The following is a 22,124-nucleotide window of genomic DNA, read 5'->3' as shown; positions in this document are numbered from 1 at the left end:
CCATCCCGAACAGGACCGTGAAACGATTACGCGCCAATGATAGTGCTGCAACCAGTGTGAAAGTAGGTTATCGTCAGGCTTGTATCCAGAAACCCCCGCTAGAGCAATTTAGCGGGGGTTTCGCTTTTAAGTGAGAATAGTCGATTTTGTAGGTGGTTTCGCAGATTTTAGTGAAATAGCCAGGAAAAAGACTAGACAAGAAGCCAGATTCTGCAGTATAATTTCGCTTCTGTTGATGTGGTGACACACATTAATGTTTATCTGACTAGGCAAGAATATGGGTGCTTAGCTCAGTTGGTAGAGCGGCGCCCTTACAAGGCGTAGGTCGGGAGTTCGAGCCTCTCAGCACCCACCACAGATAAACAGCAGCAACGGTTAAGTAGTTTCGGAGTGGTAGTTCAGTTGGTTAGAATACCGGCCTGTCACGCCGGGGGTCGCGGGTTCGAGCCCCGTCCGCTCCGCCAGTTATAAAGAAAAAAGACAAGCGATGCTTGTCTTTTTTTTCGTCCGTATTTTCCTGTGCTTCAAATTCTGTATTTCAAATCTGCCGTCTAAGCATGTAGTGCAATTTTCTCAGTGCTACTCTGTGGTAGCAGGGATGTCGAACGGCATGCCGTTCGCCTGCGTAACGAAGGCTGCTTGCAAGCAGCCCTTTCTTCCTCTGGCCTCGGTGCAGAGAGGTGTTAAGGTGTGTCATTAATCCTGCGCGCAAAGCAAAACCCCCACCCAATTACTTGAGTGGGGGTTTCCAGGATAAAGCTATCAGCACATCAAGCAGCTAGCGCGCCTTCCATTTCTCCATCCAGCGCGAACACTACGTCATCCAGCAAGCGGGCTAGTTCCGCTGTCATCAGCACAAAGTCGGCATCAAAGCGTTCTTCTTCATTGCTGCCCTTATCCTTGCTTTCATCCAGCACATCCAGCGGTTTGATGCGCTTGATAGTCAGGGTATCGGTCAGGACGAAGCTGATCTTGTCATCCCAGGTCAATGCCAGTTTGGTGCACTGTTTACCGGCACTGATATGTTTTTGTATATCGTCCGGTTCCAGTGTGTACCTGACATAGCGTACCGTGGCCTTGTCTTCGGTGGACGACTTCAGTTCGGTGTCCTGGTCTATGGTGAAACCTTTGGGGGCTTCATTGCCGGCCAGCCAGCCGGTCATCGCGGCTTGTGGTGAAGCTTTGGTACGCAAGCCTTCCAAAGGCAGTTTGTCGCAGCACTTCAGCAAGAGTTTGATGACTTCATCGGCCTTGGATGGGCTGGAGGCATCGATCACCAGCCAGCGGTTCACCGGGTCTATCCAAACATTGGTATTGCGCTTGACGCCAAAGGCGCGCGGCAATAATTCTTCGGTAATGCGTTCTTTCAAGTCTTTCATGGCCTTGCGGCCAGGCGCAAAGCCTTGTTCTTCTTCGATTTCCAGCGCACGCGCCTTGGTCACCTGGTTAATCACGCTGGAAGGTAGTAATTTTTTTTCTGTTGCCAGTGAAATCAGGAATTGCTGATTAACACAATGAACCAGCTGATCGTTATTGCGCGGTGACGCCCAGCCCTGGCTTTGCATCTCATTCGATGCACATTGTGAAAAGGCGACGCGTGACAATTGGGTGTGTAACTCCTCGGCAGTGATCTTCCAGGGAGCAGTTAGACGAAAAACTTGTAGATTCTTGAACCACATAGCGTATCCAGACGAAGAAAACCTAGCATTCTACACGCCTGAGTCCACACACTCACGACCAAAAATCCCCCTTTCGCGGCAAGAAGCAACTGTTCGTCGCTTTCTGGCATACAGCCAGAACCAGCTTTGCAATACTTCTTCCATCGCAGCAAAACAAACACCCGAAACGACACTGACCGCACTCAAGGAGATCATCATGTTGAACCAAATCATCAGCAACACACCAATCTATGTATGGGCAATTCTGGGTTTTCTGGCATTTCGTGGCATCAAGTCCAGCGTGGACAGGGAATTGAAAGTCAGGGCTATCGTCATCATCCCTGTCATTATGTTGGCTTTGTCGGTCCAGGGTATCTGGTCCGGTTTCGGCGCCGATCCTGTAGTACTGGCAGCATGGCTGGCTACCATGTTGCTTGGTGCGGCGATTTCCTGGAGTCTGGTCAGTGACAAGAATGTACGTATCCTGGCAGACAAAGGCACCGTATTCTACCGTGGTAGCTGGGCACCGCTGATCATGATGATGGCTATTTTTGTCATGAAATACATCGTTAATGTGGCTTTGCATGTGAATCCGGCTTTGCACACGAATATGCTGTTCGCTGTCATCAGCACTGCCTTGTTTGGTTTGTTTAACGGTTTGTTCCTGGGCAAAATGCTGCGTGTTCTGATCCTGTACAAACAAGCAATGTCGGTCAATTCCCTATTTACCAGCTCTGCCGCAGTATAAAAAGCAATCGGATAGCAGGCGGCGTAGTAGTAATTCGTAACAAGAAGATGCAAGATTAGCCGGTAGCATCTCGGACAGGGGCAGGGGTAGACAGTATAATGTCCCCTGTCCTTATTTTATTTATTGTCAAAATACAATAAAAATTGCGTGCCATGCTAGCCGAACAAAAACAAGAATTACTGAAACTATTCCAGAATGCGGTTGAACCTCTGTTGGTTGGTTCTGAACTTAATCCGACCATCTTGCTGGAACGTCCACGCGATCCTTCCCACGGGGATGCGGCTTGCAATATTGCCATGCAAATTGCCAAGCCCTTGCGCAAGAACCCGCGTGAGCTGGCACAGGCTATCGTCGCCGCAGTAGAGGCACAACATCATCCTCTTGTTGCCAGTGTGGAAATCGCTGGTCCGGGCTTTATTAATGTCCGCATTGCGACGTCGGCCAAACAGGCAGTCGTCAAGACTGTCTTGCAGCAGGCAGCCGATTTTGGCAAAAGCCAGCGCGGTGCCGGTGAAAAAGTAATAGTGGAATTTGTATCCGCCAATCCTACAGGTCCATTGCATGTAGGGCATGGCCGCCAGGGTGCATTGGGCGATGCTCTGGCTGCCCTGCTGCATGCCCAGGGTTATGCCGTCAGCCGCGAGTTTTACTATAACGATGCAGGTGTACAGATAGCTAATCTGGCCTTGTCGGTGCAAGCGCGCGCCAAGGGCTTTGCTCCCGGTGATGCTGGTTGGCCCGAGTCGGCCTATAACGGTGACTATATTGCCGATATCGCAAAAGACTTCCTGGCGAAACAGACCGTTTCTGCCGGTGACTGCGCGCCGGTCACGGCCAGTGGTGATGTGGAAGATGTTGAATCGATACGCCATTTCAGCGTAACTTACCTGCGTCGTGAGCAGGATGCCGATTTGCTGGCCTTTGGCGTCAAATTCGATAATTATTATCTTGAGACTTCGCTCTACAAAGAAAACAAGGTCGAGACGACAGTGGCTGCCCTGACGGCTGCTGGCAAGACCTATGAACTGGATGGTGCCCTGTGGTTGCGCACCACCGATTATGGCGACGATAAAGACCGCGTCATGAAAAAGTCGGACGGTACCTATACCTACTTCGTACCGGACGTGGCTTACCATGTCACCAAATGGGAACGGGGTTACCGCAAGGCCATCAATATCATGGGCAGTGACCATCATGGCACCACCGCCCGCGTGCGTGGCGGCTTGCAGGCTTTGAATGTCGGCATACCGCAAGGCTACCCTGACTACATCCTGCACAAGATGGTCACCGTCATGAAGGACGGTGCCGAAGTCAAGATTTCCAAACGTGCTGGTTCTTATGTCACCGTGCGTGACCTGATCGAATGGTCGGGTGGCGGTGATGAGCAGCGTGGCCGCGATGCCGTACGTTTCTTCCTGATTTCGCGCAAGGCCGATACCGAATTTGTGTTTGACGTTGATGTTGCCCTGGCACGCTCGGATGAAAACCCAGTGTATTACGTACAGTATGCGCATGCGCGTATCTGCTCTGTATTGGCGCAATATGCGACAGAAGAAGCGGCTTTTGCGCCGCTCGCCAATGTCGATCTGTCACCATTGACAGCACCGCGCGAAGCCAGCCTGCTGGCCAAGCTGGCAGAATATCCGGAAGCGCTGGAAAAGGCTCTGGATGAACTTGGTCCGCACCAGATCGCGTTTTACCTGCGCGACCTGGCAGCTGAATTGCATAGCTATTACAATGCTGAGCGGGTTCTGGTGGACGATGAAGCGACCAAACTGGCCAGGTTGGCGTTAATGCTGGCAACACGCCAGGTATTGCGCAACGGGCTGGCCCTGATCGGCGTTTCAGCACCCAACAAGATGTAATCACCCAGCTATACTAAGAGGCTGTTGCAAAATTAAGATGGCTGGGCACCCCCGACTACGCAACAACGCCAGATTAATTTTGCAATAGCCTCTAAGCTAACAAACACGTCGGAGACGCATGAAAGCATATCGTAACGCCTCAGTACTGAAGCATGGCCAGCGCGGCAATACCCTGACTGGCATCATCGTCGGATTGGTCATTGGTCTGGCCATCGCTGTCGGGGTGGCCATGGTGATTACCAAGTCATCTACGCCATTCACCAACAAAGGTGGCAAATCGGACAAGGCTGACCTGCCCCTGGCGCAACTGCAAGATCCGAACAAGCCTTTGTATGGCAACAAGGATGCAGTGAAAGAAGCCGCCAAGGACCTTGTCAAAGACCCCAATGCACCAGCCAAGCCTGCCGATGCCGCCGTGCCACCGCCAGTCAAGCCCGCCGACATCAAGCCAGAAGTGAAAACTGCGGCTGAAAAAGCTGCAGACAAGGCAGCGGATGCAGCCAAAGCCGATGGCAGCGATGAAAAATATATTTACTTTTTGCAGGTTGGTGCGTTTAAGGAACAGGCAGCAGCCGAAAACAGCCGGGCCAAACTGGCTTTGATCGGTTTCGAGGCACGCATAGTAGAAAAAACATCGGATAGCGGCACCATGTATCACGTACGCATAGGACCATTTGCCCAGCAAGAAACAATGAACCGTATGCGCGCTCGCCTGTCTGAGAATAGTGTCGATGTTGCCGTGGTACGTACCGTGAGATAAACCTGTAAAGGAAATATGATGTCAGTGTTGAACCGAGTTTTTCGTTGTGTGTTGCTGCTTGCCGGCATGAGTCTGATGGCGACTGCGGGTGCTTCCCCCACCATGCCACAAGCCAGTGTTGAATATCAGTTGCTCAAGCGCCCACAGCCGACTGAGACGGGCAAGAAAATTGAAGTCATCGAATTTTTCGGTTACTTTTGCCCGCACTGCAATGCGCTGGAACCCCTGATGGCTGAATGGGTAAAAAAGCAAGGTGACAATATTGTCTTCAAACGCGTCCATGTGAATTTCCATGGACTGGTTCCGCAGCAAAAACTGTATTTCACCATGGAAGCCATGGGTAAGGCGGACGAATACCATATGAAGGCTTTCAATGCCTTCCACATTGACCACAACCGCCTGCAAAGCGATGCCGAAGTCATGGAGTTTGTGAACAAATCCGGTCTCGACAAGCAAAAATTTGCCGATATCTATAGTTCCTTTTCCATTCAGAGCAAGTTGAACCGGGCGGCCCAGCTGGCGGACGCTTATCAGGCAGATAGCGTGCCCTTCATTGCGATTGATGGTCGCTATACCACTTCGCCGGTGATGTCGGTAACCAGGATGCCACGGGTGACGGAAGAAGAACAAAACCGTTCAGTCTTGCAGGTGATGGATTTTCTGATTACGAAAATCCAGAAAGAAAGAAATGCTCCGGCCGCCGCCGCGGTTTCGGCACCAACTGCCCCTGCATCAGCATCAGCAGTGGCAGCAGCCCCGGCAAAAGCCCCCGCCAAGAAAAAATAAATAACAGAATCCGCCGTGCTGGCGGATTTTTTCATTGGACGCCATGAAAACTGTCTTTATTACCGGTGCATCATCCGGCATAGGTGCTGCCCTGGCACTTACCTATGCGCAGCAAGGGGCGACCCTGGCTTTGGTCGCCAGGCGCGGCGAAGCGCTGGAAGAATTGCGTCAAAGTTTGCCGGACCCGGGCCGCCACCATATTTATGCTGTGGATGTGACAGACCATGCCGCCCTGGCGAAAGCCGCGACAGATTTCATGCAGGCGGTGGGGCAGGTGAATGTGGTGATTGCCAATGCCGGCATCTCAGTCGGCACCCTCAGTGAATATGCAGAAGACACCCAGGTATTTGACCGTGTCTTGCAAACCAATCTGATGGCGACGGTGGCAACATTTTCTCCATTCATCGGTGCCATGAAAAATTACGCCAGGCAGACCGACTGTCGCCTGGTCGGCATAGGTAGTGTGGCTGGCATACGTGGCTTGCCAGGAGCGGGTGCTTACTCGGCATCCAAGGCTGCCGTCATCAGCTATTGTGAATCCCTGCGGGTAGAACTACGGGACAGCGGCATACGTGTGGTCACCATTGCACCTGGTTATATCGATACCCCAATGACACGCGACAATCCCTATCCCATGCCTTTCCTGATGCCGGTACAGGCATTTTCGCAAGCAGCGGTAGCCGCAATCGATCGTGCTGATTCTTACCGCATCATTCCCTGGCAAATGGGCGTGGTCGCCAAACTATTGCGCATCTTGCCCAACTGGCTGTATGACGCTGTTTTTGCCAAAGCACGCCGCAAGCCGCGTGCAGCCGGTGACTGATAGCGTGCAACAGCCTGCTTTGCTGGTGGATGCCATTGGTACCATCCATACGCCCTGTACGACGCCGCCACGTATCGTCAGCCTGGTGCCATCGATTACCGAATTGCTGTGTGACCTGGGCTTGTCATCCAGCTTGGTCGGACGCACCGGTTTTTGCATCCATCCGAAAGAATTACTGACATCCATTCCCAAGATAGGCGGCACCAAGGATGTGAATATCGACAAGATACGCAAGCTGGCCCCCACACATCTGATCGTCAATATCGATGAAAACGAAAAGCCGACGGTGGATGCCCTGGCCGAATTCGTGCCGCATATTGTCGTCACCCATCCACTGACACCGCGTGACAATCTGGCGTTATATCAGTTGCTGGGCAATATCTTTGCGGCACAGACCCGGGCGCTGCAACTGTGCCAGCGTTTTGAAGAGGCGTATGCGGCACTGCCTGTGTTATCGGCTTGGTCTGAACAGACTGCTAGACGCCGGGTGGTGTATTGTATCTGGCAAGACCCGTGGATGACGGTTGGCCCTGCCACCTATATCTCAGCCATGCTGGCTTTGATAGGCTGGCAAACCTGGACACCACCGCACAGCACCGCGCGTTACCCGGTTTTTCGCTGGAATGATGAGATGCTGCGCGAAATTGACGGCGTGCTGTTGTCCAGCGAACCCTATCGCTTTACCGACGCCCATGTGGATGCGCTGGAAAAACAGCTGGGCCTGCCAGTGCAACTGGTCGATGGCGAAATGCTGTCCTGGTATGGCAGCCGCGCCATAGCCGGCCTGCATTATCTGAAACAACTGGCCTGACAGATCAAATCGACTTGCGTGCGCTGCTACAACAAGGTAATGCAATTCAGCGTATTAGCAGCTTTTTCGCAATACATACATATCATTTAAGCAAAAATGCCACACTGATCAGCACTTTGATTGACACTCCATTGTCATGACAACCATACTTCTGGGCATGCCAGTAAAGGTTTTTAACAATTCTTGGAGAAGTTCGTTATGAGTAAGATGCTTAAGGTGCTTAAGATGAAAAAAGCAGTTTTGCTTGCCCTGTATGGTGCAAGCGCCGCAGCCGTATTTATACCAGGCATGGCCGCAGCACAAACCACCGCTGCACCCGCTGCACCCGCAGCCGCCCCAGCGACTGAGCCTGGCATGCAGACGGCAACCATCATCGGTTCGCGTCGTGTCAATTCCAGCGCCACGGAAACCCCTTTGCCTGTCGATTTTATTTCCATTTCAAAATCGGCCGAGCAGGGTGGTCAATTTGATCTGGCACAGATACTGGCGAATATTTCCCCTTCCTTCAATTCCACCCGCCAGACCGGTGCCGACGGTGCCGATCTGGTGGATTCTGCCGCCCTGCGTGGCCTGGGTTCTGACCAGACACTGGTGCTGGTGAATGGCAAGCGCCGGCATACGGTCGCGCTGGTGAATCTGTTTGGTGCCCGCAATCGCGGCAATACCGGCACCGACCTGAATGCCATCCCGGTGATGGCGATCAGCAATGTCCAGGTCTTGCGTGACGGTGCTGCTGCCCAATATGGTTCCGACGCGATTGCTGGCGTCATGGATATCAGCCTGAAGAAAAGTCTGGGTTGCGAAGCCAGTTTTGGTTACAGCCAGTATTCTGTTGGCGATGGTAAAAACTATCTGCCATCCGCGTATTGCGGTATCGCCCTGGGTGAAAAAGGGGTGTTGGGCATTACGGTTGAATATACTGACCGTGGCCGTTCCAACCGCGCCGATCCGGGCAATCCGCGTACCATAGGTGACACCAAGGTGACCAGTCCTACCGTCTATCTGAACGGTGAAGTACCTAACGGCGGCAGTGACAAACTGTACTTTACCCTGGGTACGCAACAGCGCAAGGCGTCTTCTGCCGCCTTTGCCCGCGGTGGCATAGGTTCTGACGATATCCCTTCCCGCAACTCTGCTGCCATGTATCCAAATGGTTTTGTGCCTTACATCAATGGCGACATCAATGATATCTACGGCACCATAGGCTATAAATGGGATATCGGCGAATGGCGCGCCGACCTGTCGCAGACCTATGGCTTCAATGAACTCAAATACACCACAAGCAATACCCTGAATGCTTCCATCGCCAACAAGGATTTGCTGGCCGGTGGCAAGGGTATCAGCCCGACCCGGTTTGATGCCGGTGGCTTCTCATTTTCACAAGCGACCACCAATCTTGATTTCAGCCGTTTCTTCGACGGTTTCATGAATGGCGTCAACGTCGCATTTGGTGCCGAATACCGCCGTGAAAATTACAAGATTTTTGCCGGTGAAGCAGGTTCTTACAATGATGTCGACGGTGTCGGGTTTGGTGGCAATGCCGGTAGCCAGGGCTTCCCCGGCTTCCAGCCAAGTGATCGTACCGACAAGAACAGAAACAGCATCGCTGCCTATGTTGATGTGGAAACCGATGTGACTAATCGCTTTATAGTGCAGACTGCCATGCGGGGTGAACGTTACAGCGATTTCGGTTCCACCCTGACCGGCAAACTGGCGGCCAGCTACAAGGTATCCGACGCAGTGCTGATGCGCGGTTCCTTGAGTACCGGTTTCCGTGCACCGTCCTTGCAGCAAGTGTATTTTTCATCCACCTTCACCGACTTCATCAGCGGCAAGCCCATGGATGTGGTGCTGGCACCAAATGGTGGTGCGATTGCCAATGCTGCTGGCATACCCAAACTCAAGGACGAAACCTCCAAGAACTACACCTTTGGCCTGACCTACAAACCAAGCAATGCCTTCTCGATGACGGCGGATCTGTACCGCATTGATATTGCGGACCGCATTGTCTTGTCGGGCCGTTTTGATGCCGACAATTACCCGGCACTGGGTGCCACGCTGTCGGCGCTGGGTGTGGGGCAGGCACAGTTTTTCGTGAATTCCGTCAACACCAAGACTCAGGGCCTGGATCTGACGGCATCACATAAAACCAGCTTGGGTAGTGGCAGGCTGTCGACTTATCTGGGTTTGAATTACAGCAAGACAGAAGTCACCAAGGTACAGGCACCACCATCCCTGCGCGGCTATGAAGATGTCTTGCTGTCTGAACGTGAACGTCTGTTCATCGAGCAGGGTGGTCCAAGGATGAAAGCCACACTCGCCTTCAATTATGACCAGGGTCCATGGGCAAGCGAGTTCAAAGTCATCCATTACGGTTCACAAACCCTGGGCACCTTCTCGGGCACGGCTGCTGGTGTTCCAAATGCCTACTATGAACCGAAAACGTCGGCTGACCTGTCCCTGACCTATGCCTTCAATGACACCACCAAACTGACTGTCGGTGGCAATAATGTGTTCAATGTCAAACCTACACGCCAGGACCCGAACGAAACCGACAATGGTTTTTACTATGACAGCGTGCAGTTTGGTCTGGGTGGCGCGTCTTATTTCATCAAGCTGTGGAAGAAGTTTTAATCTGTAGTGCAGCAGGGGCTGCGGCTCCTGCGCTGTAAAAACCGGCCTGGATGCCTATCAGTGCATACCAGGCCTTTTTTAAAATCTATAATTCCAATATATGGAATAATGAATTAATAAAACCGAGTATTCTTTTCTTTATCGGAATAAGGCAAAGTTACACCATTCGCGGCGCAGGAACAAAGCGCGAATCCCTTAAACCCGATTTGAATGGAGTCCCTTATGTCCCGTCTTGCTATCCCTACCGTAGAACAATCACCAGCCGCCTCCCAGCCTTTGTTGGCTGCAGTGAATCAGCAATTGGGTATGGTGCCTAACCTGATGAAGCTGGTAGGCAATAGCCCGGCCGCCCTTGAAGCATATCTGTCACTGAGCGGTGCCTTGACCAAAGGTAGCCTGAATGCACAAATGCGTGAACGTATTGCCCTGACCATTGCTGAATACAATGGCTGCGATTATTGCCTGGCAGCCCACGCTTATCTGTGTAAAAATCTGGCAAAACTCAGCGATGCAGATATCGATGCGGCACGCAGCGCTCATGCGACAGACGCAAAAACCAATGCTGCGCTGCAATTTGCCCGTCAAGTTGCAGAACAGCGCGGTCGTGTCAGCGACGCAGAATTGAGCAGTTTGCGTGCTGCCGGGTTTGATGACGCTGCTGTCATAGAGATCGTCTTGAATGTGGCATTGAATGTCTTGACCAACTATGTCAATAACGTCGCCCGCACTGACGTGGATTTTCCAAAAGTGAATCCGCGTTAATTCAGGTCTTGTTGGTCAGCGTCACCCCGGCGATGACCAGCAGGCCGCCTATGATCATGGATATCAGTATGGGTTCACCCAGGATCAGTGCCCCCAGACTGATACCGAATACGGGCACCAGGTTATTGAAGACTGCAGTACGGGCTGGCCCTATGCTTTTGACGCCTTCGTAATACCAGACGAAGCCGATGACTGTACCAAAAGCACCCAGATATACCAGCGCGGCGATGACTTGCAGGCTCATGTGAGATGGCTCAAAACGTGGAATTTCCAGCACTGCGCCTATGCCCAGCAGCAACAAGCCCCACAGTGAGGCATAGGTGGTGGCAGCAATCGGCGACAGTCCTTTCAGCGCATGCCTGCCTATGATGGTGTAGGCTGCCCAGCCACAAATCGCCGTCAGCATGAAGAGCTCACCCTTACCGACGGATTGCGACAAATCATGTGCGGCCCCCAGCAAATCACCACGGGTGATCACCACAGCCGCACCGGCAAAGGCAATCAGGATACCCAGCCAACGTATCTTGCTCAGTCTTTCCCCAAACAGCAAGGCCAGTGCCAGTGCGGTGACGATAGGGTTCAGGGCTACAAACAGCGCCGTGCGACCAGCTGGCATGCGCTCCAGCGCGGCAAAAAAGCACAGGTTATACAAAAAAATACCGGTAGCGCCAAGGGAAAACGTGGCATGCATCTGTTGCCGCGTCAGTTTCGGCAAGCCACCTTCCAGTCGCCACGCCAGCAGCAGCAACAGGATGCTAGCCACGGCAAACCGGATGAAGGCCGCAATCATGTGCGGAATCTCTTTGGCGACCAGACGCCCGGCAATGAAAGTGCCGCCCCAGAACAGGGCAACACAAACGAGTTTCAGATAAGTGGTGACGGGAGCTTTGTTCACGATAGTGTAACTTGTGCAAAAGCTTGCTAGCCTACACCAAAAGTATGCCTCTGGTTTTTCAACTGCCTTTCAGCGGTCTAATTAAGCTTTACTTTGTGAACACTGTGTACACCTTGTTCATAGAGAATTTCTGCAATCTGGATAGCATTCAGAGCCGCGCCCTTGCGCAGGTTGTCTGCGCTGACGAACAGGGCGAGGCCATGCTTTACCGTGGGGTCGTGCCGTACCCGCCCCACGAATACAGGATCGCGCCCAGTTGCCATCAAAGGATTGGGCACTTCAGTGACGACTACACCAGGAGCGCTGTGCAATAACTCAAGCGCCGAATCTGCAGAGATATCCTTCTCAAATTCGGCATTGATGGAAAGTGAGTGCCCGGTGAATACCGGCACACGCACACAGGTGCAAGACACATTCAATTCTGGAATGCCAAGAATCTTGCGACTTTCATTACGGAGCTTGATCTCTTCTTCGGTGTAACCATCTTCGACAAGCTGATAGTTGTAGGGGACGACATTAAATGCAATCGGAACCAGCCATTTCTTTGGCGCGGGGAAGTCTATGCCAGCACCATCCTTGACCAGCCTGGTGCAGTCATCACTTGCTTTTTGTATTTGGCTAGCCAACTCCTCCACCCCGGCCACACCCCCGCCCGAAACGGCTTGATAAGTGCTGACAATCAAACGCCGCAAGCCGGCCCTATCATGCAGTGGTTTCAGCACAGGCATCGCCGCCATGGTGGTACAGTTTGGATTCGCGATGATGCCCTTGGGGATTTTTTCGAGATCATGGGGATTGACTTCTGCAACCACCAACGGCACCGCAGGGTCCATGCGCCATGCTGACGAATTGTCGATCACGATGGCACCTGCAGCAGCGACCACTGGTGCCAGGCGCAATGCGGTTTCTCCCCCAGCCGAGAAAAACACCACATCCAGGCCGGTGTAGTCAGCCGTCGCCGCATCTTCGACGATGATCCGGGTATCTTTCCAGACCAGAAATTTTCCGGCAGAACGCGCAGACGCAAACAAACGCAGCGAGTTCACCGGAAAATTGCGTTCTTCAAGCAGGCCAAGCATAAATTCACCCACCAGGCCTGTTGCCCCGACTATGCCCACATGTATGCCATTCGCGTAGTGTTGGAAGGACGATGCAGAATCTGTCTGTCGTGGCGGAGCGCCAGCGGAATGTTGATAAGCCTGATTGCCAGAATGGGATGCCATGTAAATCTCCTTAAATTTTGACCAGGAGACAGGCATCAATCAATATGAACCCGCCTCGTAGGCGGGTTGCAGAAAAATGAAAAAGCGCTAACCCACCATAGATGTGATGGTGGTGGTAATGCTCAACGTGGATGTCAATGTCAATGCGCTTTTCATGAATTGATGGTATCAGACCTGATCGCATGGATCAAGCCGCCTGCTTTATCTTTTTTTGTATTTAAACTACATTTTTGATGAATTGCTGGGTTTAAATCAGTATTGAAGCGCCTGTTTTCATTCCTGTTGCGTATCAAACATGTATTAAACGTGCATCAAACATACAAAAATGAAGATGCAGCCCATGCCGGCCCCGTTTAAAAGCGTGAATTGAGGGTGAGATCTGCCTCTTTTATACGCATCCTGTGACAGTTTTCTTTGTTATTTTTAAGCTCGTGGTAATTGGAAGAGAAAAACAGCGAAACCGCTGTGCTCAGACTGGAATCCCAAGGGGGGTATATGAATGATCTTACGAGTTTAAAAGCGTTTTTCGGTGATGTGCAGGAACTGCAAAACAAGTGGAAATCCAAAATCAGTGATGCAGAAAACAGCGTCGACAAATTCAAGGCGGCTTTTCAGGCGGCTGTCAAACCAGAGACCAAAGACACGGTCGTATCGACGCTGAAAGAAGCAGTGTCTGGCGACAGTAATGGCACGGCTTCTGACCTGGCGGGCCAGATACAGGCAACGCTGGCGGCCTTGCAGCAGCAATTGCAAAACAAGATTACGCCGGCACCGGCCGCATCAACGACCAGTGATGCCGTCAGCAGCGTGGCTGCCAGCTCGACCGCTGCGGCCAGCACTACAGCCGCAACTACCACTACCACCGCTGCCACCAGTGCGGCATCGGCGTCGGCCACGGCAACTGCAGCAACGCCGCCAGCGGCGGCACCGGTCGCCACCACCGTCGCCGCCATCAATACCACGCATGCGCCGTACCGCGTGTACGATCCGGCTAATCCTTCCGCCTTTGTGGAAGCAAGCAATCCAGGTGGTGGCCCTAACTTGCTGGCGTCCGACCTGGTATTCAACCCGGACCCACGACCTGATTCACCACTGTCGGTGGCCTTACCTACTGCAGCTTATGGTTCGGCAGCATGGAAAGTGCAGATACAAGCCTACGAGACTACCTACGAAAAACTGGGCGCTGACAATGCTGTCTGGAACCAGAAGAATATGGAAATGCGCAAACAGACTTTGCTGGCTTCACCTTACGCCGCTTTCGCTGGCTACCAGGGGCCAAATGCCGCGGCAGCGACTGACCCGTATACCCTGGCTTCTGCTGCCAGCAAGCTTACTGCCTGATGTGACTGAAGTGACTGAATTGACGAGGTGCTTGTGCAGATGATGGTGCAAGCACCTCTTGCCATCTCATTTGCTATTATCGATATGGGTTTGGCATTTAAAAAACGACAATAAGTTAAAGCGTTTTCTCGTCGACGCAACAGATAATCCTGCCCAACTGCAAGAAACTGCAAACTACCTGTCTTTTCTACTTTTTCCTGATCTATTCTGGGAGAATGAGTCAGTATGGATGGACTGGGTGCGCTGATGAGTTTCCGTGTCAAATTCAATCTGGTGTTGTTGCTCACTTTCGCTTTGGCGTTAGTGACGGCTACCGTGTATTACAAACATGAGGTACAAAAAGCGACGCTGGAAGAAGTAAAGTACGAGGCGACACTTGCTTTGCGTGCCGCATTTGCAGTGCGATCATTTTCTTCCAAGCACATCAGCCCCAATTTTGATCAGTTGCCACCAGACGAATTCAGGGCCGGGGGGATACCCTCTTTCGCCTCAACCGAAACCTTGCGTATCCTGTTTGAATCCTATCCGGGCTATCACTACAAAGAGGCCGTGCTGAATCCCCTCAATTTGGCAAATGTGCCGCAAGAAGCCTGGCTGAAAGAGGTCATAGAGAAATATCGTGATGGCAGTATCCCGTATGCCGATGAGAATGCGGAAGTACATATTCGGGATCAGACGCTGCACCTGCTGCGGCCAATTCAAATCCAGGAGGCATCCTGCATGGCTTGTCATGGTCGTGTGCAAGACGCGCCGGCAGCCATGGTCAAGATCTATGGCAGCAGCCACGGGTATGGCTGGAAGCTCAATGATATCGTTGGTGTGCAGATCGTTACCATTCCTCTCGAACGCTCAAATGAACGTAGTGCTGCTGCGTTCAGGAATTTTTTATGGCCATTGGTGGGCGTCTTCGCCCTTTTATTTATTACGCTCAACATCCTGTTGCAATATTGGGTGCTCAATCCATTGAGTCTGCAAAATGTGACGCTGAACCGGCTGGCAAGTACCGATGCGCTAACAGGTCTGATGAATCGTCGCGCTTTCATGGACAGTTTTCAGATGGAGCTGGACGCAGCACGTTATCACGGAACACCTTTGATACTCCTGGTATTTGACCTTGACCATTTCAAGGCAATCAATGACACCCATGGTCATGCCCAGGGGGACATGGTCTTGCGTACTACAGCTACCACGATCAGCCAGGCACTACGTTCCGTGGATCATCTGGCGCGCATAGGCGGCGAAGAATTTGCTCTGCTGTTACCTGCCACCACGCTTGCCGCTGCAAAATTGCTGGCTGATAATTTACGTCGACGGATGGAACAGCAAGCGACAGAAAACCCTTCTGCAGTGACAGGCAGTTTTGGTCTGGCACAGTGGGATGGCAAGGAAACAAGGGAACATTTGCTCAAGCGCGCCGACGATGCCACCTATGCCGCCAAGGCTGCCGGGCGCAATTGCGTGATGGTGGCAACAGCATCGTAAAAAATTTGATTTAATTCTCGTGCAGCCGGAATAAAACGGCGCTGCCTGACTGACGAGAGACTTATTTGTCACGTTAAGTAAAACTGGGTGACAGGTCCACAAAAAATATCTATTCTTTCCCGTTTGAAGCCGGACAATCTTGTATCCGGTCTTACATCCAGGATAGACGCATGACACATAGCAAGATGCCCCGCCATTCATTCCGCAACCTGCTGGCCGGGTTGGTCGTGTGTTGCATGGCAGTTTGCCAGCCAGCCAGCGCGGCCACCGCGACGTCGGCTATCACATCCGCCTTGCCCACCTATGGTTATCAGGTGGTGAACAGCTATCCGCATGACGCCAATGCCTTCACCCAGGGCCTGTTTTACAAGGATGGCTTTTTGTATGAGAGCACTGGTTTGCAGGGGCATTCATCGGTCCGCAAGGTGAAACTGGAAACCGGTGAAGTGCTGCAAAAGATCGACTTGCCCAAGCAAATTTTTGGTGAAGGCATTACTTACTGGGATAACCGCCTGATCGGCATTACCTGGACATCGCAGGCGGGCTATGTACTGGACCTGAACAGCTTCGCCTTTCAAAAGGAATTTACCTACAAGGGTGAAGGCTGGGGGCTGGCGCGCAATGACAGTGAAATCATCATGAGCGATGGCACGGCAGAATTGCGCTTCCTGAACCCCGAAACCCTGGCCGAGGTGCGCAGGATCAAGGTGACGGCACGCGGCAAACCGGTCGATCAGTTGAATGAGCTGGAATGGGTCAAGGGCGAAGTGTTCGCCAATATCTGGCAAACCGACAAGATTGCCCGCATAGACCCCAAGTCCGGCAATGTGACTGCCTGGATAGACCTCAGCGGCCTGTTACCCATACGTGAACGCATGATGAGCAATCCTGATGTGCTTAACGGCATCGCCTACGACGCCGCACATGACCGGCTGTTTGTGACTGGCAAATTGTGGCCACGGATTTATGAAATTCGTCTGGTCAAACGCTAATCAAGCGCCAATGATTTCGACATGGCAGACATGAATATCGTCAGACATAACGACAGAGTCTTTTCTGTTGATCAATTTCTTGCCCCAGACGAATGTGTGCAATTGATTGCGCTTGCTGAAAAACAAGGCTTTGTTGCCGCTGGTGTCCGTACCAGTGAAGGACAAAAATCCATGCCCATGGTCAGGAATAATGAGCGGGTGATGGTGGCATCTCCGGAATGGGTAGCGTTGCTATGGCAACGTTTGTCACGCATTAGCCTGCCGATGTTGGATGGACAGCAGGCATGTGGCTTACCCAGGGATTTGCGCTTTTATAAATATGCTGCTGGTCAGCGTTTTAAAATGCACAAAGATGGGCCATGGACAGAAGACGGTTTGATCAGCAAGCTGACCATGCTGGTTTATTTAAACGAAGAATTCATCGGCGGTACTACAGATTTTCGTGATGTCTGCATACAGCCAAAAACCGGATCTGCTTTATTCTTTATCCACGATACCTGGCATGAAGGCCGGGCGATTGAGAATGCTTTTAAATACGTGCTTCGTTCAGATGTTTTATATGATGACATTTAAAAAAACGTGGGCGAAACTGGCTCGGGTGCTGCTACTGTCTTTGACTATCGTGCCAGTAGTGGTTTTTGCTACTGGCGAAGCAAGTTTGGAAGTGCGTCTGGTGCAGGCATTGAGCATCAAAAACAATGGCCCGGAAAGACTGGCGAAATCCAGGCCAGTGATTGTCGCTTACAAGCGTGCGGGCATACTGAGTAAACAGGCTGACGCGCGCGCTGATTATGTCGATTTTTATCTCTTGCGCAAACCAGCCAGTTTCTTGGGACATCCACTGGTTTTGCTGGAAGAAGAATACATGGATACCTATGTCGGCTGTTGTGTCAGCCCTGGCCTGGGCCTGGTGGTACAGGTCAATGGCGATACCAGGACCATGCATGATTTTGCGGAAAAGAATGCCTGTACTTTGACCCCACATGCGGATGTGATTGGCACCTTGAAGACCTATGGCATCAGGAATAAATTACCCAAAGTCGATTATGCGGCACTCAGTTGCCGTGAAAGGGATGCGCAAAAGTAATACGGACACATAAGCAGATTGCGTATATGCTTGCAGTAACTTGCTTTTTTGTATATAAAGTGAGTTCTTGTCGCAATCAGTTTTCAGACAAGTCTCAACGCATGTCCCCCAACGCATGTCTTCAGGAGAGCAGGATGTCCCCGTCTTATCGCACCCCCTCCGATATCCATCCCAGCCTGATTTATGATGATGCGCCTGCCGCCATAGACTGGCTGGTGCGGGCTTTTGGCTTTACCTGCCGTTTTGTCGTGCCGGGGGAAGGTAATCGCGTCGAACATTCAGAATTGAGCCTGGGCACAGGCGTGATCATGATCAGTTCTCCCAAGGTAGAAACCCGGCATGTCAGCCCCCGGTCTTTGACCGGTATTTCGCAGGCGCTGAGTGTGTATGTGGCTGACCCGGATGCCCATCATGCGGTGGCTATTGCTGCCGGTGCCAAACTGGTACGTCCCTTGCAAACGGAAGAGTATGGCGCACGCGGTTATATGGTGCTCGACCCGGAAGGCCATCTCTGGTATTTCGGCGATTATCGTCCTGGTGAATACTGGCAAAGCTAAACCAGATGGGCTGAACTGGCCCACTGTTTTCTTGCTATGAACCACTTCTTTTCATTTTTGGGGGCTTGTATATGATGCATAAAGGTAGCTGCCATTGCGGCAAAATCGCATTTGAAGTAGAAGGTGAGATAGGAAGTGCACTCGCCTGCAATTGTTCCATCTGTCAGCGCAAGGGTTCATTGCTGTGGTTTGTGCCGCGTGATCACTTTCACTTGATGACACCTGAAGATGCAGCCAGTACTTACGACTTCAATAAGCATGTGATACATCATAAATTTTGCCCTACCTGCGGTATGCATCCTTATGCTGAAGGCGTAGATCCCAAAGGCAATCGCGTGGCAGCCGTCAATATCCGCTGCCTGGAAGATATAGATCTGGCGGCCATCCCTGTGCATCACTATGATGGCCGTGCATTGTAAGAGTATGGTCGGTATGCTGAAAAAATATCTGGGCCAGCTTTGGATATTGTTGGCCGTCGCCAGTCTGTATGTATTACCTGCCTATGCGGCTGATCCGGCAGATCAAAACCGCGCCGCAGTGGTAGCCGAACTGAAGCGGCTGTCGGATGCCTGGGACCAGGCCATAATACGCAAGGACAGAGCCGCAATTGAATCCAATATGACGGAAGATTTCCGTCAGATCGATGGCAGTGGTGATATCGAAACCAAGGCCAGTTTCGTCGATGGATTAGTGTCAGACAAACTGGTGCTTGATCCCTATACAGTTGAAGATTTTGAAGTGCGCCTGTACGACAATGTCGCCCTGCTCAGTGGCCGTAGCCACATGACAGGGCGTTATGATGGCAAGCCTTTCAAATCACATTACCGCTATATCGACATCTATATCAAGCGCAATGGCAAATGGAAAATAGTCAGCGTGCAAATCAGCAAAATCCCTCAGCCATGAGCATGTAAGCCAGGGGTGTGCAGTACACATCAAGAATTATTTCACCACAAAACGCATGACCCCGTCACTGCCCTGTTGCCGGTGCAAGATACCGTCATACCAGAGCTTGTGCAAATGCGCCAGCGCTTCGCCTATGGCAAAAGTCAGTTGATGGGCATCCAGCGGGCGACGGAACATGATGGGGACAATGTCCATGGCGGATCGTGCTGTCGCACAGGCCGCCTTGACTTCTTCCAGCCGCTCGGCATGATGGTCTTGTAATTGCTGTACGCGTGTGTGCAGGCCCTTGAAGGGCTTACCATGCGACGGCAGGATCAGTACATCTTCTGGCAGCGGCAGGTATTTTTGCAGTGAATCCAGGTATTGCTGTACCGGATTGGCTTCCGGCTCGATCGCAAACACCGAGACATTGGTGGAAATGCGCGGCAGCAACATGTCGCCTGAGATCAGGATATTCAATTCGGCGCAATACAACGAAGCATGTTCGGGTGAATGACCAAAGCCGCAGATGATTTGCCAGGGGCGCTGATGGATGATGACAGCTATGCCTTCCTGCAGGCGGTGATAGGCGGTCGGTACGGTTGGTACCAGCCGGGTGTAATGGTTCTTTCTTTCCTGTATCTGTTCTTGCATGGCGGTATCAACCAGGCCATGTTTGCGAAAATGCGGGAACATCGCCGTACCGTCCGCGCCGGGCAGGCTGGCCGACATCATGCGGGCAAACGCATATTCGCCCGCTGTCATCCACAGTTGTGCATTCCAGCGGCTGCACAGCCAGTCAGCCAGTCCTATATGGTCGGGGTGGCAGTGGGTGGCGATGACGCGAACGATGGGCAGGCCGCGCAGGTGGTTGTTCAGGTCACCAAACAGGATTTCCCAGGCATCCCGCGTGGCATCACTGGCGATGCCGCAATCGATGGCGGTCCAGCCATGTACCGGTCCCTGCCCGGTGTCAATTTCATCTTCCAGCAGCCATAGATTGATATGGTTCAGCGCAAATGGCAGGCCCATGCGTATCCACAGTACCCCCGGGGCAATTTCTATGGTTTTGGCGGTGTCTGGCAGGGTTTCACCAAAAGGATAGTGCAGTTGCTGTTCCAGTAAGTTCATGGCCTGACCTGTCTCTGTTGTTATTGTGAGTGCATGAGCATCTCTGTGGTTGCTCAGTCCTAACATTATGCGCGACTCCAGAAGCGCTGGAATAGCCTACAATGCGATTTAAAAATATTTGACGTTAACGTAAAGTGTAGTTAACAACAATTTGCGATCAGAAAATCTTTTCTGTGTTTTTTCAACAGACTTTGACCATGGCCACTTACACCATTACCGACCTTGCCCGTGAATTTGACATTACGCCACGTGCGATACGATTTTATGAAGACCAGGGTTTGCTTAACCCCAGCCGCGAAGGGCCGGGCGGGCGCAATCGCATCTATACAGCGCGTGAACGCACCCATCTGAAACTGACCCTGCGTGGCAAACGCCTGGGCCTGAGCCTGTCGGACATCAAAAGCCTGGTCGATATGTACCGCTCCCCCAAGGATACCGAGGTACAACTGCAGAGCTTTCTGGTGGTGCTGGCTAGACACAGGGCAGCGCTGGAGCAGCAGCGCGAAGACATCGAAGTCATGCTGGCGGAAATCAGCGCGCATGAAGAAGAAAGCCGCAGCCTGTTGGCGCAGACAGCGACCCGGCCGACATAGAGTTGACGGGCGTGCTGGCTTAAGTGCTGACTTCAGTACGGACCTATGTGCAATCGCCATTTGAAGAAAGCAGGCAAAGATGCTTAAATTATTGCTCAATCTACAATTTTTCTCGGTCGGCTTCGTCTTTTATGCAGCACGCTATCCGGAAAAAGTTACCGTAAAAAATGCCATTCGGCTGATATTGATGGGCGTATGTCTGCTATTGCTGGCCTTGGGTTTTGGCGTTTTTATGTCGCATAAGACCATTGCTGCCACTTTGTTTGAGATCAACAGTGGCAATGACCATCAAATGGGTATCATTTACGGCGTAAGTGCGCTTTACCTGGCATTTTTATGTGGTGTATGGAATGTATCCCGCTATTTTTTCCGTCCTCAGGTCAACGCTAAATAATGGGTGGGAAGGGGAAGTCAAACTGAAAAGCATCAAATTGTCGAATTGACGTTTACGTAAACGTCAATTAGTCGTATTATTTTTGCCTGAGCTGGTTTTCCCGTCGCTATGGAGATTTTATGAGTAATCAGGCAACATATCAGACAGCCGCTGCACTGGATCACAAACTCGCCCTGAGCTTGCTGGAAAGCTTCAATGCGCAAGGCGCATTGAAGGCCTGGAATGCTCGTCTGGCCAGCATTACCCTTGGTGCCTGCGAAATCAGCCTGCCGTTTAGCGCGGTGGTAAGTCAGCAGCATGGCTATTTCCATGGCGGCGTCATTGGCACAATTGCTGATGCAGCCGGTGGTTATGCAGCGAATACACAATTGTTGCCTGTGAGTGAGTGCTTAACTGCAGAATACAAGATCAATATTGTTGCACCTGGCAAGGGCGATACCCTGATTGCCCGTGGCAAGGTATTGAAGGCAGGTAAAACCCTGGTGGTGTCCAGCGCTGAGGTTTTTGTCGTACATGAAGGTAAGGAAAAACTCTGTGCCATCATGCAGCAGACTTTGTTTGTTATACCCAAGGCGGATTCAAAAATCTAAGAACATGTTCACGATCTTACTGCGCGGGCGTGATCGGGGCTCATGCGCTGCTCAAAATGCTCATGTACTATAAGTACATTCCGCTTTTTGCGCGGTGTTTTTGTTAC

Annotated in this window: 23 protein-coding genes and 2 tRNA genes; 21 read left to right on the top strand and 4 right to left on the bottom strand. The window is 51.8% G+C overall.

The genetic code is table 11. The annotated features are described in order from the left end of the window. Nucleotides 1-279: 279 nt before the first annotated feature. Both ACO0K9_RS23360 and ACO0K9_RS23355 read left to right on the top strand, forming a co-directional pair. Nucleotides 280-355 (top strand) — tRNA-Val (locus ACO0K9_RS23360). 32 nt (nt 356-387) lie between these two features. After that, nucleotides 388-464: transfer RNA gene (locus ACO0K9_RS23355), tRNA-Asp, on the top strand. A gap of 306 nt (nt 465-770) precedes the next feature. Here ACO0K9_RS23355 and ACO0K9_RS23350 read toward each other — a convergent pair. Continuing rightward, on the bottom strand, nt 771-1,679 hold the full coding sequence (locus ACO0K9_RS23350) for a recombination-associated protein RdgC (protein ID WP_422988943.1): 909 nt from the start codon (nt 1,677-1,679) through the stop codon (nt 771-773). Between the two features lie 196 nt (nt 1,680-1,875). Here ACO0K9_RS23350 and ACO0K9_RS23345 point away from each other — a divergent pair, with 196 nt between their 5' ends. The 8 genes from ACO0K9_RS23345 to ACO0K9_RS23310 all read left to right on the top strand — a co-directional run bounded on the left by ACO0K9_RS23345 (nt 1,876) and on the right by ACO0K9_RS23310 (nt 10,847). After that, complete coding sequence (locus ACO0K9_RS23345; RefSeq protein ID WP_422988941.1) at nt 1,876-2,406, top strand: DUF6622 family protein; 531 nt, start codon at nt 1,876-1,878, stop codon at nt 2,404-2,406. A gap of 152 nt (nt 2,407-2,558) precedes the next feature. Next, on the top strand, nt 2,559-4,271 hold the full coding sequence (gene argS, locus ACO0K9_RS23340) for an arginine--tRNA ligase (RefSeq protein ID WP_422988939.1): 1,713 nt from the start codon (nt 2,559-2,561) through the stop codon (nt 4,269-4,271). Between the two features lie 118 nt (nt 4,272-4,389). Then, nucleotides 4,390-5,031 carry an SPOR domain-containing protein gene (locus ACO0K9_RS23335; protein ID WP_422988937.1) on the top strand — a complete coding sequence of 214 codons (642 nt, stop codon included), beginning with the start codon at nt 4,390-4,392 and terminating at the stop codon, nt 5,029-5,031. An 18-nt stretch (nt 5,032-5,049) separates the two neighbouring features. Beyond that, nucleotides 5,050-5,817 carry a thiol:disulfide interchange protein DsbA/DsbL gene (locus ACO0K9_RS23330; RefSeq protein ID WP_422988935.1) on the top strand — a complete coding sequence of 256 codons (768 nt, stop codon included), beginning with the start codon at nt 5,050-5,052 and terminating at the stop codon, nt 5,815-5,817. Between the two features lie 43 nt (nt 5,818-5,860). After that, nucleotides 5,861-6,640 (top strand): SDR family oxidoreductase, encoded by a 780-nt coding sequence (locus tag ACO0K9_RS23325; RefSeq protein ID WP_422988933.1) that lies wholly within the window; start codon nt 5,861-5,863, stop codon nt 6,638-6,640. 22 nt (nt 6,641-6,662) lie between these two features. Further along, nucleotides 6,663-7,451 (top strand): helical backbone metal receptor, encoded by a 789-nt coding sequence (locus tag ACO0K9_RS23320; protein ID WP_422988949.1) that lies wholly within the window; start codon nt 6,663-6,665, stop codon nt 7,449-7,451. Nucleotides 7,452-7,676: 225 nt separating this feature from the next. Further along, nucleotides 7,677-10,085 carry a TonB-dependent receptor plug domain-containing protein gene (locus ACO0K9_RS23315; protein WP_422988931.1) on the top strand — a complete coding sequence of 803 codons (2,409 nt, stop codon included), beginning with the start codon at nt 7,677-7,679 and terminating at the stop codon, nt 10,083-10,085. 222 nt (nt 10,086-10,307) lie between these two features. Continuing rightward, nucleotides 10,308-10,847, top strand: a complete 540-nt coding sequence (locus ACO0K9_RS23310; RefSeq protein WP_422988929.1) for a carboxymuconolactone decarboxylase family protein — start codon at nt 10,308-10,310, stop codon at nt 10,845-10,847. Between the two features lies 1 nt (nt 10,848). Here the strand turns inward: ACO0K9_RS23310 and ACO0K9_RS23305 are convergent, their stop codons facing one another. Both ACO0K9_RS23305 and ACO0K9_RS23300 read right to left on the bottom strand, forming a co-directional pair. Then, nucleotides 10,849-11,742 carry a DMT family transporter gene (locus ACO0K9_RS23305; protein WP_422988927.1) on the bottom strand — a complete coding sequence of 298 codons (894 nt, stop codon included), beginning with the start codon at nt 11,740-11,742 and terminating at the stop codon, nt 10,849-10,851. Nucleotides 11,743-11,819: 77 nt separating this feature from the next. Next, a complete protein-coding gene (locus tag ACO0K9_RS23300; RefSeq protein WP_422988925.1) occupies nt 11,820-12,965 on the bottom strand; it encodes an aspartate-semialdehyde dehydrogenase in 1,146 nt (381 codons plus the stop codon). Between the two features lie 495 nt (nt 12,966-13,460). On the opposite strand from ACO0K9_RS23300, the gene ACO0K9_RS23295 reads away from it, so the two are divergent. From ACO0K9_RS23295 to ACO0K9_RS23260, 8 genes are all read left to right on the top strand, one after another. Further along, entirely contained in the window at nt 13,461-14,306 is an 846-nt protein-coding gene (locus ACO0K9_RS23295; protein WP_422988923.1) for a hypothetical protein, read from the top strand. A gap of 225 nt (nt 14,307-14,531) precedes the next feature. Beyond that, entirely contained in the window at nt 14,532-15,788 is a 1,257-nt protein-coding gene (locus tag ACO0K9_RS23290) for a diguanylate cyclase domain-containing protein (RefSeq protein ID WP_422988920.1), read from the top strand. Nucleotides 15,789-15,958: 170 nt separating this feature from the next. After that, a complete protein-coding gene (locus ACO0K9_RS23285) occupies nt 15,959-16,780 on the top strand; it encodes a glutaminyl-peptide cyclotransferase (RefSeq protein ID WP_422988918.1) in 822 nt (273 codons plus the stop codon). Between the two features lie 21 nt (nt 16,781-16,801). Then, nucleotides 16,802-17,353, top strand: coding sequence for a 2OG-Fe(II) oxygenase (locus ACO0K9_RS23280; RefSeq protein WP_422988916.1), 552 nt, complete (start codon nt 16,802-16,804; stop codon nt 17,351-17,353). After that, nucleotides 17,343-17,867: a hypothetical protein gene (locus ACO0K9_RS23275; RefSeq protein ID WP_422988914.1), complete on the top strand. Its 525-nt coding sequence runs from the start codon at nt 17,343-17,345 to the stop codon at nt 17,865-17,867. Before ACO0K9_RS23280 ends, ACO0K9_RS23275 begins: the two co-directional genes overlap by 11 nt. Before the next feature lie 134 nt (nt 17,868-18,001). After that, on the top strand, nt 18,002-18,424 hold the full coding sequence (locus ACO0K9_RS23270) for a VOC family protein (protein ID WP_422988912.1): 423 nt from the start codon (nt 18,002-18,004) through the stop codon (nt 18,422-18,424). Nucleotides 18,425-18,495: 71 nt separating this feature from the next. Beyond that, entirely contained in the window at nt 18,496-18,843 is a 348-nt protein-coding gene (locus tag ACO0K9_RS23265; RefSeq protein ID WP_422988910.1) for a GFA family protein, read from the top strand. Between the two features lie 13 nt (nt 18,844-18,856). Beyond that, nucleotides 18,857-19,330, top strand: a complete 474-nt coding sequence (locus tag ACO0K9_RS23260) for a nuclear transport factor 2 family protein (protein ID WP_422988908.1) — start codon at nt 18,857-18,859, stop codon at nt 19,328-19,330. Between the two features lie 36 nt (nt 19,331-19,366). Here the strand turns inward: ACO0K9_RS23260 and ACO0K9_RS23255 are convergent, their stop codons facing one another. Next, nucleotides 19,367-20,440, bottom strand: a complete 1,074-nt coding sequence (locus ACO0K9_RS23255) for an MBL fold metallo-hydrolase (protein WP_422988906.1) — start codon at nt 20,438-20,440, stop codon at nt 19,367-19,369. Between the two features lie 197 nt (nt 20,441-20,637). On the opposite strand from ACO0K9_RS23255, the gene ACO0K9_RS23250 reads away from it, so the two are divergent. The 3 genes from ACO0K9_RS23250 (at nt 20,638) to ACO0K9_RS23240 (ending at nt 22,017) form a co-directional block, all read left to right on the top strand. Further along, nucleotides 20,638-21,033 (top strand): MerR family transcriptional regulator, encoded by a 396-nt coding sequence (locus ACO0K9_RS23250; protein ID WP_422988904.1) that lies wholly within the window; start codon nt 20,638-20,640, stop codon nt 21,031-21,033. Nucleotides 21,034-21,112: 79 nt separating this feature from the next. Next, nucleotides 21,113-21,427, top strand: a complete 315-nt coding sequence (locus tag ACO0K9_RS23245; RefSeq protein WP_422988902.1) for a hypothetical protein — start codon at nt 21,113-21,115, stop codon at nt 21,425-21,427. Nucleotides 21,428-21,546: 119 nt separating this feature from the next. After that, entirely contained in the window at nt 21,547-22,017 is a 471-nt protein-coding gene (locus tag ACO0K9_RS23240; protein ID WP_422988900.1) for a PaaI family thioesterase, read from the top strand. Nucleotides 22,018-22,124 lie beyond the last annotated feature (107 nt).

Origin of the sequence: Undibacterium sp. Ji50W, from assembly GCF_049340445.1 — a bacterium.
GTDB lineage: Bacteria > Pseudomonadota > Gammaproteobacteria > Burkholderiales > Burkholderiaceae_D > Undibacterium.
The sequence above is the reverse complement of the archived record's forward strand: the minus strand, read 5'-3'. Positions and strand labels throughout refer to the sequence as shown.

Excerpts from the sequence above, each read along its gene's own strand:
- ACO0K9_RS23330 (WP_422988935.1), top strand. The coding sequence starts at position 5,050 with ATGTCAGTGTTGAACCGAGTTTTTCGTTGTGTGTTGCTGCTTGCCGGC.
- ACO0K9_RS23290 (WP_422988920.1), top strand. The coding sequence starts at position 14,532 with ATGGATGGACTGGGTGCGCTGATGAGTTTCCGTGTCAAATTCAATCTG.
- ACO0K9_RS23250 (WP_422988904.1), top strand. The coding sequence starts at position 20,638 with ATGGCCACTTACACCATTACCGACCTTGCCCGTGAATTTGACATTACG.
- ACO0K9_RS23345 (WP_422988941.1), top strand. The coding sequence starts at position 1,876 with ATGTTGAACCAAATCATCAGCAACACACCAATCTATGTATGGGCAATT.
- ACO0K9_RS23280 (WP_422988916.1), top strand. The coding sequence starts at position 16,802 with ATGGCAGACATGAATATCGTCAGACATAACGACAGAGTCTTTTCTGTT.
- ACO0K9_RS23295 (WP_422988923.1), top strand. The coding sequence starts at position 13,461 with ATGAATGATCTTACGAGTTTAAAAGCGTTTTTCGGTGATGTGCAGGAA.
- ACO0K9_RS23315 (WP_422988931.1), top strand. The coding sequence starts at position 7,677 with ATGAAAAAAGCAGTTTTGCTTGCCCTGTATGGTGCAAGCGCCGCAGCC.
- ACO0K9_RS23350 (WP_422988943.1), bottom strand. The coding sequence starts at position 1,679 with ATGTGGTTCAAGAATCTACAAGTTTTTCGTCTAACTGCTCCCTGGAAG.
- ACO0K9_RS23335 (WP_422988937.1), top strand. The coding sequence starts at position 4,390 with ATGAAAGCATATCGTAACGCCTCAGTACTGAAGCATGGCCAGCGCGGC.
- ACO0K9_RS23310 (WP_422988929.1), top strand. The coding sequence starts at position 10,308 with ATGTCCCGTCTTGCTATCCCTACCGTAGAACAATCACCAGCCGCCTCC.
- ACO0K9_RS23270 (WP_422988912.1), top strand. The coding sequence starts at position 18,002 with ATGTCCCCGTCTTATCGCACCCCCTCCGATATCCATCCCAGCCTGATT.
- ACO0K9_RS23260 (WP_422988908.1), top strand. The coding sequence starts at position 18,857 with ATGCTGAAAAAATATCTGGGCCAGCTTTGGATATTGTTGGCCGTCGCC.
- ACO0K9_RS23285 (WP_422988918.1), top strand. The coding sequence starts at position 15,959 with ATGACACATAGCAAGATGCCCCGCCATTCATTCCGCAACCTGCTGGCC.
- ACO0K9_RS23245 (WP_422988902.1), top strand. The coding sequence starts at position 21,113 with ATGCTTAAATTATTGCTCAATCTACAATTTTTCTCGGTCGGCTTCGTC.
- ACO0K9_RS23240 (WP_422988900.1), top strand. The coding sequence starts at position 21,547 with ATGAGTAATCAGGCAACATATCAGACAGCCGCTGCACTGGATCACAAA.
- ACO0K9_RS23275 (WP_422988914.1), top strand. The coding sequence starts at position 17,343 with ATGACATTTAAAAAAACGTGGGCGAAACTGGCTCGGGTGCTGCTACTG.
- ACO0K9_RS23300 (WP_422988925.1), bottom strand. The coding sequence starts at position 12,965 with ATGGCATCCCATTCTGGCAATCAGGCTTATCAACATTCCGCTGGCGCT.
- argS (WP_422988939.1), top strand. The coding sequence starts at position 2,559 with ATGCTAGCCGAACAAAAACAAGAATTACTGAAACTATTCCAGAATGCG.
- ACO0K9_RS23255 (WP_422988906.1), bottom strand. The coding sequence starts at position 20,440 with ATGAACTTACTGGAACAGCAACTGCACTATCCTTTTGGTGAAACCCTG.
- ACO0K9_RS23265 (WP_422988910.1), top strand. The coding sequence starts at position 18,496 with ATGATGCATAAAGGTAGCTGCCATTGCGGCAAAATCGCATTTGAAGTA.
- ACO0K9_RS23325 (WP_422988933.1), top strand. The coding sequence starts at position 5,861 with ATGAAAACTGTCTTTATTACCGGTGCATCATCCGGCATAGGTGCTGCC.